This window comes from Chitinophaga fulva (genome assembly GCF_012927205.1).
Taxonomy (GTDB): domain Bacteria; phylum Bacteroidota; class Bacteroidia; order Chitinophagales; family Chitinophagaceae; genus Chitinophaga; species Chitinophaga fulva.
Map to the genome: position 1 here is coordinate 471,526 of NZ_JABBGC010000001.1, position 13,279 is coordinate 484,804.

A 13,279-nucleotide genomic window follows, 5' to 3' on the forward strand; every position below is an offset into this window, starting at 1 on the left:
CGCAAAGGAATCCCTTGCGGCCTGTTGATATCCTATAATTGGAAAATGTTTAGTTGAGTACATTCTTCTCCAGCACTACTTCCAGTCCTTTTTCATCTTTCATTTTGGCGAAACCACCATCTACATTACGCAGATTGTGGATACCCTCTCTCTTCATGATAGAGCAGGCAATAATGCTACGGTAACCACCCTGGCAGTGAACATACAGGTTCAGGTGTTCTTCCAGGCTGGCGAGGTTGGCAGGGTCCATCATATCGCCCAGCGGCAGACTGAGAGCATCTTTAATATGTCCGTTGGCGTATTCTCCCGGCTTACGCACATCCACAATCACGAGGTTTTCGTCATGCGGAACATCCATCGCCAGCTCATCCGCTTCTACAGTGATGATCAGATCTCTTTCCTCACCGGCTGCTTCCCACGCAGGGAAACCACCTTCGAGGTAACCAGCTACATTTTCAAAACCTACACGCGCCATTCTTACCACTGTTTCTTCCTCTTTGCCCGGTGTAGTAACCAGAATAATCTCCTGATCGAAAGGCAACAAGCTGCCGGCCCATTCTGCGAAACGGCCTTCCAGGCCGATGCTGATGGAGTCGGGTACAAAACCATCGCCAAATTCCGTAGCCGGACGGGTATCGAGGATCAGGGCGCCTGCTTCGCTTCTTTCTTTAAAAGCAGCTACAGAAAGTGGTTGCAGCGCTTTATTCATCACAGCTTGCAGTGCATCGTATCCTTCTTTATTGATTTTTGCGTTGATCGGGAAATAAGAAGGCGGTGTAGATAAGCCACTGGTCACTTCCTGGATGAACTGAGCTTTGTCAGTTGCCAGCAGTGCATAGTTGGTGCTTTTCTCTTCTCCGATGGTGCTGTAAGTATTGGGACCAAGGTTCTTACCACAGGCTGATCCGGGACCATGCGCCGGATATACGGTCACGTTATCAGGCAGCGTTTTAATCCTGTTGTTCAGTGATTCAAACAGATGGCCCGCCAGCTCTTCCTTGGTAAGGTTACCACTGAACAGGTCCGGACGGCCCACATCACCCACAAACAAGGTATCGCCGGTGAAAACGGCGTGCGGTGCTTTATTAGCGTCCAGCAGCAGGTAACAGGTCGATTCCAGTGTATGGCCAGGGGTATGCAACACCTTAATGGTTACGTCACCGATGGCAAATTCTTCGTTATCTTTTGCCACGTAAGCATCGAAGCCGGTTTCAGCATCCGGGCCAAACACGATCTGTGCGCCGGTAGCTTTGGCCAGTTCCAGATGTCCCGACACAAAGTCAGCGTGGAAATGTGTTTCAAAAATGTATTTGATGGTAGCGTTACGTTCCCTGGCAAGGTCCAGGTATACATCGATATCCCTCAGCGGGTCTATCACCACGGCCACTCCTCCTGATTCAATGAAGTATGCCGCTTCTGACAGGCAATTGGTGTATAATTGTTTTACGTACATGGATTGGCTTTTTGATTTGTCGGTTTTTGTAATCCTACAAATTTACAAATAAATCACCCCTCTCACGTATGGATAAAATCTATACTGAAATAAAAAAGTAGCCTTCCGGCTACTTTTCTAATAATTCAATTCCGTATTTAAAAATGGCTAATATGCATTAACCAACCAGTTCTTCCACAAATTTTGCCACCTCAGCAATACGCTGCTTGTTGATGGTGTAGTGGATAAACTTACCATCTCGTTCTGTAATTACAATACCAGCCCGCCTTAATATGGCCAGATGCTGCGATGCTACCGATTGTTCCAAACGCAATTTTACATATATCTCTGTCACAGTCATTTTCTTATGGTCCTCCAACAGCTTTATCATCTGCTGGCGCAACTTATGGTTGATAGCACGCAAAACCATAGCGGCCTTTTTAACGGCAATGTAATCCAATTTGATCTGGTCTTTTTCATTGTTACCTCTAGAAATAATAAGAGTATTAGAAGAGGTAGTTAATAATGTTTTTTCCATCGCATAATAGTTTTTAAAAAATGATGAAATGAAAGGGATCAACGGACAGTAATCGCAAAATAGTTAGACAACAAATGCGGTTATCGATTTATACAAAAATATAATATCTGTCACAATAAAAAAAATTTCTATACCTTATTTTATCATATATAACCCGGCGATATGTGCAAATTAGATGTAATTTGACAATACCGTGACAAATAAAACGAACGTGTTAGGGTTTCTGGGGGAAATAGAAGCCTTTCAGATAAAAAGGGCTGAAATAAGCGAGGTCAACAAAGGATTTTTGAAGGAATAATTGTTCTGCCAGCGGCGCCATATGCGCGGCACTCATCTCATGGGAAACAAAAACGGCATTATCGATGGAAGGCAGCATGGCAGCCCATTTGGGGCTACCATTGCCGAAAAAATATATCTTTTGCTGCGACAGCCAGGCATCCAATGATCCCGGCTCCAGTATTAAAGCCTGTGGCTCCATGACTGGTTGCAATGAGGCATCATAAATAGCGGTGAACACTTCCTGCCGACGCGCGTCCAGCATAGGGCAATACCAGGCATGATCATCCTGCACGGCATCTTTGGCGCCCTGCGCCATCATCTGCAACGTGGAAACGGCCAGCAACGGCTTGTTCCAGGCATAACACAGGCCTTTGGCAGTGGCCACGCCTACACGTAAACCCGTGTACGACCCCGGCCCCGCACTCACCGCCACGGCATCCAGATCAGCTGCGGTAACACCTTGCTCACGCAATACCTGCTGCACATACAACACCATCGCAGCGGCATGGTCCTGCTGCTGCTCGTTGACAAGCGTCTGTAATGCCTTACCATCACGTGCCAGGCTCACCGAACCGGTGGTAGTGGCTGTATCTATGCTCAGTATTAATGCCATTGTTATATTGCCTCGTATTCTGTTTGTAATAATGCAGCTACCTCGTAACGGTCATCACCGGTAGCATCGTGTACGGCTTTCAGTACCTCATACACATGTTTCACGCCTATACGCTCGCACCACTCAAAAGGCCCAAACGGATAATTGGTGCCTAATTTCATGGAAGTATCAATATCTGCGCGGGAGGCTGTACCTTCCTGGGCTGTCAGATACGCTTCGTTGATGATCATACATACCACCCTCGGCGTCACCATCCCCGTAGCATCCGCTACCAGCGTGTATTGCCAGTTGAGCTGATACATGATGTCCGCCAGCACTTCCTGCTGCCCATCGTCCACCAGCGTCACTTCCAGCAACGGCAGACTGATAAAACCCGGCAGGAAATTACATCCCATAATATTGAATCCCTGCTCAAATGCATAATCATTCATCACCTGGGACAAGGATGTTTTTACGATCCCTGCGAGTACCGGCACACCCGGATTACGGGCGTATACCGCTGCGTGGTCCGGCCGGTCATCGAAAATAAGATCTATCACCAGGTCAAACGCTTTCACAGACAACACTTCTTCCAGACTGGTTCTCCATTGTACCTGATGCCGGGAAAGATCTCTCTGCTCTAATTCATCATACCGCTGCGCATCTGCTATTACGAGGATATTCATGCGTTAAATTTCGGCAAACCTAAGAAAAAAATCCCTTTATCTTCCTGTTAAACCCACCTCCTGCCGGGCAATAGCCGATGCCGGCAACACTTATTTTTTTATTTTCGTTATATGGAAAAGCAAATTATCACTACCAATCAGGCGCCCGCTCCTATCGGGCCATACAACCAGGCTGTAAAAGCTGGTAATATCCTCTATGTGTCCGGTCAGATTCCTTTTGACCCTGCCACCGGTGAACTGGTAAAGTCAGGCATCACCGATGAAGCCCACATGGTCATGAAAAACCTGCAGGCGGTACTGAAAGAAGCCGGTCTTACTTTCGATGCCGTGGTAAAAACCACCATCTTCCTGACAGACATGAACGATTTCCCTAAAGTAAATGAAGTGTACGGCAGCTACTTCAGTGGCAACTATCCTGCACGCGAAACCGTACAGGTAGCTGGTTTGCCCAGGGGAGTGAATGTGGAAATATCAGTGATCGCGCATAGCTAAACGGTGATGTCCAAATGGAAATCACAAAAAAAAGACATGTCCGCGGACATGTCTTTTTTGTTAGTATTTTTCCTGGCTACCAGATGAATCAACTTTCGCCAGCTTCGGCTCATTGCTGCCGAATAAAGAGGCAGCCAGTCTTGTATCGTGACCATACACGTCATCACGGAAGTTCAGTTTTCCTTTGCTGTCCACGAAGGCGGTGAAGTAAACGATAAACACCGGTACTTTTTCTTTCACGGTAACAAACCTTTCTTTATTGGCGTCCAACGCCTCGTCGATCTTCTTTTCTGTCCAGCTGGAATCTTTACGCAGCAGCCATTCTGCCAAATGTTTGGGCTCAGCCACCCGGATACAGCCATGGCTGAAAGAGCGTTTATTCTCCCCGAAAAGATAGCGTGCAGGCGTATCATGCAGGTAGATGTTGTACTCGTTGGGGAACAGGAATTTTACCTTGCCCAATGAGTTCCTGCCGCCAGGGCGTTGCCTTACTATATAAGGGAAATTGCCACCGGAATATTTGCTGAAATTGATGGAACCGGGCGGTATCACTTTACCGCTGGCGCCTACGATCTCCATATTCTGACGGGCCAGATAACCACTGCCACTGCGTTTGAGGCCAGGCAACACTTCTTTGGCCAGAATTCCCGGAGGCACGTTCCAGTAAGGGCTGAACACTACATAACGCAGGTCTTTGGAGAATACCACCGTATTAGCGCCAGGCTTGCCTACAACCACATTACAGCTCCAGTCCAGTTTTCCTTTATCATATACATACATGGTAAATGCCGGGATATTCACCAGGATATAGTCTGTCGTGGGTTCCAGCGGCACCCAGCGGGAACGTTCCATATTCACCAGTATCTGACGGATACGTTGTTGTAACGGCACATTCAGCGCGTCCACCGTGGTTTGTTTGATGATACCGTCCACTTTCTGGCCCATGCGGGCCTGATAGGAACGTACAGCGCTGTCCAGCTCCGGTGTAAAACGGCTGCTGCTGTCATTAACGGCCAGGTCGCCCAGTGCTGCCAGTTTATTTTTCACCCCGGTGATCACCTGGGACGAATCTCCTTTTTTGAAAGTCGCTTTCTGCACTATCCTGACAGAATCCCATTTCGTAGAGGCTTCCAGGTTAGCCAGCTTTTTCAGCTCATTGCGCAACAGTTTATATTGGCGGTTCACCGGCTCATCTTCTTCAAAAGCGTTGGATTTCTTGCGGACTACGGAGTCCAGCAGGCTTTCCATATCAATTTTTTTACGGGGGATGAACCATTCCAGGTCTTTTGCTGAATCGGCAGTCAGGCCGCCCCATACTTTATTGCCATAGGCAAAGAATTGGGCGGTCAGCAGTACTTCCAGCTGTGGGCGGGCTGTATCAGCGATACGCAGGCCCCCTTCGCTTTGCAACAGGCTATCAGTAAGCTGCTGCAGTTGAGGGTTGATCAGACTGCTGTCTTTAATACCATAGGAGGCATCATTTTTCATCATGTTGATGAAGTTGGCCGCCTGCTCCGTCAGCGAGTCTTTGTTGATCCATGCATAGTGATACCCCCGTTTCTGATAGAAGTTCCGGATGTATTCATCATACTGATCAAAGTTGGTATTCCCGGCCAGGAACTTATTGAGCAGGTTGCTGTCCAGCGTCTCTTCAATATACGCCTCTTTAGTATAATGTGTAGTATCTCTGATTTTCAGCTTCTTTCGGAAGCCTCCGTTTTGTTGGCAGGCAACAAGGATGATCAGGACCAATAAAGAGAGGGTTGTGTAAAAACGTACGGTCATAAAGTGTAATGGATGTGATTAGGAAACAAGAACAAACATGACAATAAACAGTATGGGATTAGTACTGTTTTATCGCATAAATGTATGAAATATATACAGTTTGAAGTGGGGTTTGGGATTTAACAAATGAAAATAAAAATTTGAAAATTTGGATATTGAAAGTGTTTTCAGGTCTCCAAATTTTCAAATCTTCAAATAGCTTTATAATTTGATCTCTTCATCGTTAGCGTCGAAGAAACGATATTCAGTAAGGTGGTAGTTGGTGTCTGCTTTCAGCTTGATCCACTTTTTGTATTGGAAATACCATCTCCATTGTTTGGAGGTAAGGAAACCTTTAGTCAGGTAAGCGTGCAGTATCGGGTGTACCCGGATGGTCAGTCCTTTGTGTTGGTGGTTCAGGAGATATTGCAGGTTTTTCTCGATATCTTCCAGTATCAGCATAGAAGCGCCGATTTTGCCGGTACCGCGGCAGGTGGGACAATCTTCGGCCACCGAAATAGTGATTTCCGGTTTTACACGCTGACGGGTGATTTGCATCAGCCCGAATTTGGAGATAGGCAGAATGGTATGTTTGGCCCTGTCCTGTGCCATGAATTTCTCCATAGCTTCGAAAACGGTCTTTTTGTTTTCCGGCAGTTTCATATCGATAAAATCGATGATGATAATGCCGCCGAGGTCGCGCAGCCGGAGCTGACGGGCAATTTCTGCAGCCGCTTCCAGGTTGGACGCGAGGGCGTTTTGTTCCTGGTTGTTGCTCGAGCTTTTATAGCCACTGTTGACGTCTATTACATGCAGGGCTTCGGTGGCTTCAATGATCAGGTATACACCACTGTCGAGGTTGACGGTTTTCCCGAAGGAAGCCTTTACCTGGCGGGTGATACCAAAGTTATCGAAGATCGGGGAGCCGTTATTATAATAGTTAACGATATCCTGTTTTTCCGGAGCGATCTTCTGGATATACGTTTTGGTATCCGTATAAATATTTTTATCGTTGATCACGATCCGGTTGAAGCTCTCGTTGAGCAGGTCACGGAGGATACTGGTGGTTTTGGTTTGCTCACTCAGGATTTTCTGGGGAGCCTGTGCGCTGTTCAGGTTGGACTGGATATTTTTCCAGGTTTGAACGAGCGTTGTCAGGTCCTCGTGCAGTTCAGCTGTCTTCTTTCCTTCCGCGGCGGTCCGTACAATCACGCCGAAATTAGGCGGTTTGATGGCTTCCACGATTTTCTGCAGTCTTTTTCTTTCTTCGGAAGAGTGGATTTTTTTTGAAACCGCTACAATATCATTAAAGGGAGTTAACACGATGAACCTTCCGGGAAGAGAGATTTCGCAGCTAAGGCGGGGGCCTTTGGAAGAAATGGGTTCTTTCAGGATCTGTACGAGGATATTGGGTTTACCGCCCAGTACGTCAGTGATTTTACCTGTTTTAACTATTTCCGGTTCATTTTTAAACTTAGTGAAATCAAAGCCTTCAGGGGTTTTATCGCTGATGGCAGTTGCAGTAAATTTAAGAATGGAACGGATATAGGGGCTGAGATCCGTATAATGTAAAAAGGCATCCTTCTCGAAGCCTACGTCCACAAATGCAGCATTCAAGCCGGGTATCAGCTTTTTCACTTTGCCCAGGTATAAATCGCCTACTGCAAAGTTAGGGTTGCCACTTTCGTGATGCAGTTCCACTAACTTTTTATCTTCCAGTAACGCAATTTCCACACCTGTGGGAGCCGCATTTATAATAAGTTCCTTGTTCAAGCGTCCAAAATTTTAACCTTTAAAACTTCACCTTTTATGCTATGCACACAGCTATGTAAGAACAGCTTACTGCATACCAAACAATAGCTCACTATAAAGTTAGCATATTCTTCACCGATGTGATGATGGATTGCTTAAGGGTTCAGCGATCACTGCAGGCAATATCCGGGGATCAGGTTGCGGGATCTATGGAAACACCTGCATGACTCAGGCAATTTAAGATTAAATGCCAGAATCATGCAGGGTATATGAAAATTTTTTATCCGACCACCGCGCCGGGAAATACCTGGTTAGTATAAATGGCGGGAAACTGGAGTAATTATTTCTTCTTACTTTTATGCCGGTTCTTTCTCAGTCTTTTTTTACGCTTGTGAGTGGCAATTTTATGTCTTTTTCTTTTCTTACCGCAAGGCATACGCTTATACGTTTTTAAATGATGGAAAAAATAAAATATTATTGAATGCTCTTAATATAGCTATCCACTTCTTTTTTCAACTCCGGATCGGTCATGGCCTGTTTGCTTTTTTCAAACAGCTCAATCGCTTTCTGTTTGTTGCCTTTGCTTCTGTAGGATTCTGCCAGCACAAACAGTACTTTGGCATTGTCCGGGTGCTTCTGCATCACGCCTTCCAGTCTTTCGATAGCTTTATCATACTGGCCTGATGTAATGGCCAGGTTCGCTAAAGTAACCTGCGCGTCGATATTATCAGGATTTTTGGCTACGACTTCCCGCAATTTGGAAACCCCTGTCATCGGTTCGCCGGTGTTCATATACACCATGGCCTGTGATATCTTCAAGGTGTCGTTGGCCGGATTCAGTTGAATCGCCTGATCAAACAGGCTGATAGCCTGATCGGCTTCCCATTTTGCAATCCGCGGATCCTGAGCATGTTGCAGGTGAGCCAGAAACAAATTGGCTGCAAAGGTGAGGCTTTTTTCGGAATTTTCCAACTTGGCGGCTTCGCCAAGATAATGAGCCGCCACGGGCAGCTGGTTGAGGCTGTCCCAAGTATTATACAACTGCTTGTACGCGGCTATTTGCTGGGCTTTCACGTCCCCGCGTACAACGTTGGTCTCAATCGTGTTGATCAATAATAATTTTTCAGCAGGAATTTTCCCTTTGGCCGTTTCCAGTAGTTCGGAAAAGGCAATAGGCTCTACACCCTGACCGCCCTTCATAGGAGCGGCAGTTGACATAGCTTGCTTATCTGACCGGGGTACAGTACGGCCAAAAGCATATAAAACCACCAATAGTGCTACAGCTGCACCAACCAGGAGAACTTGTGACTTTCGCATCGCCTAAAGATTAGGCTGCAAAACTAAGAACTTTTAAGCTTCTTTACTTCAGCAACAAATTCTTTAGATGGCTTAAACGCCGGAATAAAATGCTCCGGAATCTCCACCGCTACGTTCTTCTTGATGTTGCGGCCAATCTTGGCGGCCCTTTTCTTTGTGATAAAACTGCCAAACCCACGGATGTAAATGTGCTCACCATTGGCCAGGGCTTCTTTTACCTCTTTAAACATAGCCTCCAGTGTCACTAAAACATCTACTTTGGGGATGCCGGTTTTTTCAGCAATGTTGTTTATTAAATCAGCTTTTCTCATATGAAAGCGAGAGGATTACTTTACTCTCAAAGTTAATTTAAAAATTTTAATTGCTGAATTTTAAGCAAATAAATTTTATCATTTTTTCTTATAACTGTATTGATGATAATTTACATTTATTTGCAGGCCCGGAAACGGTATCTGGTGTACCTCCATAGGGTTTTAGGACAGCTTTTACCATATCAATTTACTAAATAATTTTATTAAAATAATATATAAATGGCCGATTCCCGACTTTTTTTTACAGAAAGACTACTGGAGTGGAACCAGCTCAGCAACACCCGCACCATGCCCTGGAAAGGTGAAAAAGACCCCTACCGGATATGGCTATCTGAAATTATTCTCCAGCAAACCCGCGTGGAACAAGGATTGCCCTACTATCAGAAGTTTATTGAACACTATCCCACCGCTACCAAACTGGCCCAGGCCCCGGAAGAAGAAGTCTTCCGCCTCTGGCAAGGCCTCGGCTATTACGCCCGCTGCAAAAATATGCTGGCCGCCGCCCGTGAAATTGCCACCACCTATAAAGGGAAATTTCCCGGCAACTACGACCAGATCAAGGCCCTGAAAGGAATAGGCGCCTACACCGCCGCCGCTGTCGCCTCTTTCGGCTTCCACCTCCCCTACGCTGTGCTGGACGGCAACGTATACCGCGTCCTCTCCCGCTACTTCGCCATCGATACCCCGATCGACAGTACCGCCGGTAAAAAACAATTCGGCGACCTGGCACAGGAACTGCTGCCCGCTGATCAGTCAGCCGCTTATAATCAAAGCGTTATGGATTTTGGCGCGGTGGTCTGCAAACCGCAACAACCCAACTGCACAGCCTGTCCGCTCAACCGGAAATGCCAGGCCCGCCAGCAGCAACTGATAGACGTGCTCCCGGTAAAATCCAAAAAACTTCAGATCAAAAAACGTTATTTCAACCACTTCCTCGTGGAATTCAAGGATAATATCTATATCCGGAAAAGAACCGGGAAAGATATCTGGCAAAACCTGCACGAATTTATCCTGATCGAAACACCGGAGGCGGCAGAGCTCGACGACCTGCGGAAAAATGAGGCCTTCCGGCAGCTCTTCGGCAAAACCCCTTTTACCGTCATCAATGTTTCTGCGCCACAAAAACAACAACTTACCCACCAAACCATTCACAGCCGCTTCTTTACCCTGGAAGTAAAACAGGCGCTGCCTCCAAACGACTACCAGCTCGTTTCCCGTAAAACACTTGATAAATACGCGTTTCCAAAAACCATTACCGCCTTTTTGCAAAACAAAAAACTGCAATTGTTCTGACGCAAAACACATGCATTAAATTTAAAATGTATTATTCAGTTAGATTACAGTAAGTTATAATACATGCGTTCATTCATGCTTAACACGCTGCCAGCAAGAAATTTTTCACTTCGATTGGAAAAAAATATTAACTTTAAGAAGGTTGTTTATTTATAAAAGAAGAACCTTTTAACAATAGACTAAAAAAACCTACAACTATGAGAGGTGTTAATAAAGTAATTCTGATAGGCAATTTAGGCAGAGACCCGGACGTGCAGTTTCTCGAAGGTAACATTGCAGTAGCGAAGTTTTCCCTGGCTACCACCGAAACCTTTAAAGACAGGGCGGGAAAACTCATTTCTCAAACAGAATGGCATACAGTAGTGCTATGGCGCGGACTGGCAGAGCTGGCCCAGAAATACCTGCACAAAGGCAGCCTGGTCTATATTGAAGGACGTTTGCGTACCCGCAGCTGGGAAGACAAGGAAGGCAACAAAAAATTCGCAACTGAAGTTGTAGGCGACAACCTGGTTATGCTCGACAAACGCATGGACCTCAACAGCTCAGACCACCCCATACCTCACCACAGCAGTACAGGATCATCAACCGGAGACAATTTCGCAAACAACATGGAAATTCCCCCTTCGCTGAATGAGCCCGCAGACGATCTGCCTTTTTAGTAACCTGTTAAAATATTAAGTTTCCGAAAGTACGTAATCCCATATAGGGACATTACTTATATTTGCGTGCAAGGAAATGTAGTTGTGTGAATTACCTTTCCTGTTTTTTTGATTGATTACATCAAAGCTAAATATCTTGGAGATCCTCTCGGCAAGCAACATGTCCTGTTTGTTACAAGTAAATACACCTATCGCTACGCCAAACATGGTGGTATTCCTACTTGTCATTTTTGTAATACTGCTGCTTACCTTTATCGTTTCCGGTGCAGAAGTAGCGTTCTTTTCCCTAAACTACAAGGACCTGAACGTACTCAAAACACGACAGAACACCTCCGGCAAACTGATTACCAAACTGCTGGAGAAACCAAAATCACTCCTGGCGTCCCTTCAGATTGCCGGCATCATCCTCATGATTGCCTTTATCATGATCACCAATTACCTGGTGACACAAATGGAAGACCTGCAAACCCTGCCGGTAGTGTCCTTTGTGGTAAGGATTTCCATGATCTGCCTCATTCTCCTGTTTTTTGGGCAGATACTCCCCCGCGTATGGGCCGCCCAGAACAATATCCGCTTCGCTACCTACTTTGCGTGGTTCATCAGCCTCATCCATGCCACCCTGGAACCTGTCAGCGACTTTTTCGTTGGCATCAGCGGCAGCATTGAAGCCCGCCTGTTTCACCGCGGCGCCGGCCCGGTCAACTACCACGAAATTGATGAAGCGATCGAAATGAGCGTGGACCCCACCGCCTCCCAGGAAGAGAAAAATATCCTCAAAGGCATCCTCAAATTCGGCAATATCACCGTTAAACAAATCATGCGCGGCCGCCTCGATGTAAACGGGATTGAATATGACAGCACCTTTGAAGAAGTGATCAAACACGTGGCAGACCTGCATTACTCCCGCCTCCCCGTGTACAAGGGCAACCTCGACAGCATCGTCGGCGTAATTCATACCAAGGACCTGCTCCCTCACCTCGATAAAGGCAATAAATTCGACTGGCACGAAGTAATGCGCCAGCCCTTCTTCGTTCATGGCCACAAACTGATCGAAGACCTGCTCTCTGAATTCCAGAGCAGACGCATGCACTTTGCCGTAGTGGTCGACGAATTCGGCGGCACCTCCGGTATCGTTACCCTCGAAGACATCATGGAAGAAGTGATCGGCGATATCAAAGATGAATTCGATGAAGAAGAATTCAACTACAGCAAATTGGACAACTTTACCTACGTTTTTGAAGGTAAAACCATGCTCAACGACGTTTGCCGTATCATGAACATCCCACCGGAAACCTTCGAATCGGTAAAAGGCGAAAGCGACTCCCTCGGAGGCCTCATCCTCGAACTGGCCGGGAAATTTCCGGAAGAAAACAGCGTTATCAATTATAACAACTACGATTTCACTGTACTGGAAGTCACTAAAATGCGCATCCAGAAAGTACAGGTCACCATACGGCCGGACGCCGCTGAAGAAGCGTAATCCAGCCCTGTTAAACGATTTCAGAAAAAATGCCATACTTCAAAGGAAAGGGCGTCGCCCTCCTGTCCCTGCTGATCACTATCCTGGCCGTTGCCTGCAACACGCCGCCCACTCCCAAGCCCAGGGGCTTCTTCCTGATGAAATTCCCGGAAAAAAAATACCGGACCTTCGATATGCCCGGCTACCCGTATACATTTGAATATCCGGTCTACGCCAACGTGGTAAAGGATACCTCCTTCTTTGGGGAAAAACCGGAAAACCCTTACTGGATCAATATCGATTTCCCTACCCTGAACGGTAAAATATATCTCAGCTATAAAATCATCGGCAAAGGCAACAACTTTCAGCAACTGGTGGATGATGCCTATAAAATGACATACAAACACACCTACAAGGCGGAGTATATCGATGAAAATAAAATCCATACGCCCAACCATGTGGCCGGCACCTTCTATGAAGTAGGCGGCAACGCGGCCTCCGCTAAACAGTTCTTTGCCACCGACTCAGTACAACATTTCCTGCGGGGCGCACTCTACTTCTACGCTCCCCCCCAGGCCGACTCTCTCGCCCCGGTGAACACATTCCTGGAAAAAGATATGTGGCACCTGGTGGAAACCCTCCGCTGGAGATAAACCAACAATCATGTAACTTTGTGGTCTTTAAATGCTTGTTCGTCCTCCGCAG

The 13,279-nt window shown here is 46.4% G+C and carries 13 protein-coding genes; 5 read left to right on the forward strand and 8 right to left on the reverse strand.

The window, feature by feature from the left end; translation table 11 throughout:
- Positions 1-49: 49 nt before the first annotated feature.
- The 4 genes from HHL17_RS02040 to HHL17_RS02055 all read right to left on the reverse strand — a co-directional run bounded on the left by HHL17_RS02040 (position 50) and on the right by HHL17_RS02055 (position 3,527).
- A complete protein-coding gene (locus HHL17_RS02040) occupies positions 50-1,453 on the reverse strand; it encodes an MBL fold metallo-hydrolase (protein ID WP_169223133.1) in 1,404 nt (467 codons plus the stop codon).
- A 157-nt stretch (positions 1,454-1,610) separates the two neighbouring features.
- On the reverse strand, positions 1,611-1,970 hold the full coding sequence (locus HHL17_RS02045; RefSeq protein ID WP_073084462.1) for an ArsR/SmtB family transcription factor: 360 nt from the start codon (positions 1,968-1,970) through the stop codon (positions 1,611-1,613).
- 214 nt (positions 1,971-2,184) lie between these two features.
- Complete coding sequence (gene tsaB, locus HHL17_RS02050) at positions 2,185-2,862, reverse strand: tRNA (adenosine(37)-N6)-threonylcarbamoyltransferase complex dimerization subunit type 1 TsaB (protein WP_169223134.1); 678 nt, start codon at positions 2,860-2,862, stop codon at positions 2,185-2,187.
- Positions 2,863-2,864: 2 nt separating this feature from the next.
- A complete protein-coding gene (locus HHL17_RS02055) occupies positions 2,865-3,527 on the reverse strand; it encodes a 3-hydroxyacyl-CoA dehydrogenase family protein (RefSeq protein WP_169223135.1) in 663 nt (220 codons plus the stop codon).
- 111 nt (positions 3,528-3,638) lie between these two features.
- Here HHL17_RS02055 and HHL17_RS02060 point away from each other — a divergent pair, with 111 nt between their 5' ends.
- A complete protein-coding gene (locus HHL17_RS02060; protein WP_169223136.1) occupies positions 3,639-4,019 on the forward strand; it encodes a RidA family protein in 381 nt (126 codons plus the stop codon).
- 60 nt (positions 4,020-4,079) lie between these two features.
- On the opposite strand, the gene HHL17_RS02065 is transcribed toward HHL17_RS02060, so the two are convergent.
- The 4 genes from HHL17_RS02065 to HHL17_RS02080 all read right to left on the reverse strand — a co-directional run bounded on the left by HHL17_RS02065 (position 4,080) and on the right by HHL17_RS02080 (position 9,163).
- Entirely contained in the window at positions 4,080-5,804 is a 1,725-nt protein-coding gene (locus tag HHL17_RS02065; RefSeq protein ID WP_169223137.1) for a L,D-transpeptidase family protein, read from the reverse strand.
- Between the two features lie 201 nt (positions 5,805-6,005).
- Positions 6,006-7,556 carry an Rne/Rng family ribonuclease gene (locus HHL17_RS02070; protein ID WP_169223138.1) on the reverse strand — a complete coding sequence of 517 codons (1,551 nt, stop codon included), beginning with the start codon at positions 7,554-7,556 and terminating at the stop codon, positions 6,006-6,008.
- Positions 7,557-8,009: 453 nt separating this feature from the next.
- Positions 8,010-8,852 (reverse strand): tetratricopeptide repeat protein, encoded by an 843-nt coding sequence (locus HHL17_RS02075; protein ID WP_169223139.1) that lies wholly within the window; start codon positions 8,850-8,852, stop codon positions 8,010-8,012.
- Between the two features lie 23 nt (positions 8,853-8,875).
- Entirely contained in the window at positions 8,876-9,163 is a 288-nt protein-coding gene (locus HHL17_RS02080; RefSeq protein WP_073084475.1) for an HU family DNA-binding protein, read from the reverse strand.
- Positions 9,164-9,382: 219 nt separating this feature from the next.
- Between HHL17_RS02080 and mutY the strand changes: the two genes are divergently transcribed.
- From mutY to gldD, 4 genes are all read left to right on the forward strand, one after another.
- Positions 9,383-10,456, forward strand: a complete 1,074-nt coding sequence (mutY, locus tag HHL17_RS02085) for an A/G-specific adenine glycosylase (protein ID WP_169223140.1) — start codon at positions 9,383-9,385, stop codon at positions 10,454-10,456.
- A 197-nt stretch (positions 10,457-10,653) separates the two neighbouring features.
- The gene (locus tag HHL17_RS02090) at positions 10,654-11,115 is read left to right on the forward strand and encodes a single-stranded DNA-binding protein (protein ID WP_169223141.1); all 462 of its coding nucleotides are present in this window, start codon (positions 10,654-10,656) and stop codon (positions 11,113-11,115) included.
- A 160-nt stretch (positions 11,116-11,275) separates the two neighbouring features.
- On the forward strand, positions 11,276-12,595 hold the full coding sequence (gene gldE, locus HHL17_RS02095; protein WP_169225885.1) for a gliding motility-associated protein GldE: 1,320 nt from the start codon (positions 11,276-11,278) through the stop codon (positions 12,593-12,595).
- A 29-nt stretch (positions 12,596-12,624) separates the two neighbouring features.
- On the forward strand, positions 12,625-13,227 hold the full coding sequence (gldD, locus tag HHL17_RS02100; RefSeq protein ID WP_169223142.1) for a gliding motility lipoprotein GldD: 603 nt from the start codon (positions 12,625-12,627) through the stop codon (positions 13,225-13,227).
- Positions 13,228-13,279 lie beyond the last annotated feature (52 nt).

Excerpts from the sequence above, each read along its gene's own strand:
- HHL17_RS02040 (WP_169223133.1), bottom strand. The coding sequence starts at position 1,453 with ATGTACGTAAAACAATTATACACCAATTGCCTGTCAGAAGCGGCATAC.
- HHL17_RS02045 (WP_073084462.1), bottom strand. The coding sequence starts at position 1,970 with ATGGAAAAAACATTATTAACTACCTCTTCTAATACTCTTATTATTTCT.
- tsaB (WP_169223134.1), bottom strand. The coding sequence starts at position 2,862 with ATGGCATTAATACTGAGCATAGATACAGCCACTACCACCGGTTCGGTG.
- HHL17_RS02055 (WP_169223135.1), bottom strand. The coding sequence starts at position 3,527 with ATGAATATCCTCGTAATAGCAGATGCGCAGCGGTATGATGAATTAGAG.
- HHL17_RS02060 (WP_169223136.1), top strand. The coding sequence starts at position 3,639 with ATGGAAAAGCAAATTATCACTACCAATCAGGCGCCCGCTCCTATCGGG.
- HHL17_RS02065 (WP_169223137.1), bottom strand. The coding sequence starts at position 5,804 with ATGACCGTACGTTTTTACACAACCCTCTCTTTATTGGTCCTGATCATC.
- HHL17_RS02075 (WP_169223139.1), bottom strand. The coding sequence starts at position 8,852 with ATGCGAAAGTCACAAGTTCTCCTGGTTGGTGCAGCTGTAGCACTATTG.
- HHL17_RS02080 (WP_073084475.1), bottom strand. The coding sequence starts at position 9,163 with ATGAGAAAAGCTGATTTAATAAACAACATTGCTGAAAAAACCGGCATC.
- mutY (WP_169223140.1), top strand. The coding sequence starts at position 9,383 with ATGGCCGATTCCCGACTTTTTTTTACAGAAAGACTACTGGAGTGGAAC.
- HHL17_RS02090 (WP_169223141.1), top strand. The coding sequence starts at position 10,654 with ATGAGAGGTGTTAATAAAGTAATTCTGATAGGCAATTTAGGCAGAGAC.
- gldE (WP_169225885.1), top strand. The coding sequence starts at position 11,276 with ATGTCCTGTTTGTTACAAGTAAATACACCTATCGCTACGCCAAACATG.
- gldD (WP_169223142.1), top strand. The coding sequence starts at position 12,625 with ATGCCATACTTCAAAGGAAAGGGCGTCGCCCTCCTGTCCCTGCTGATC.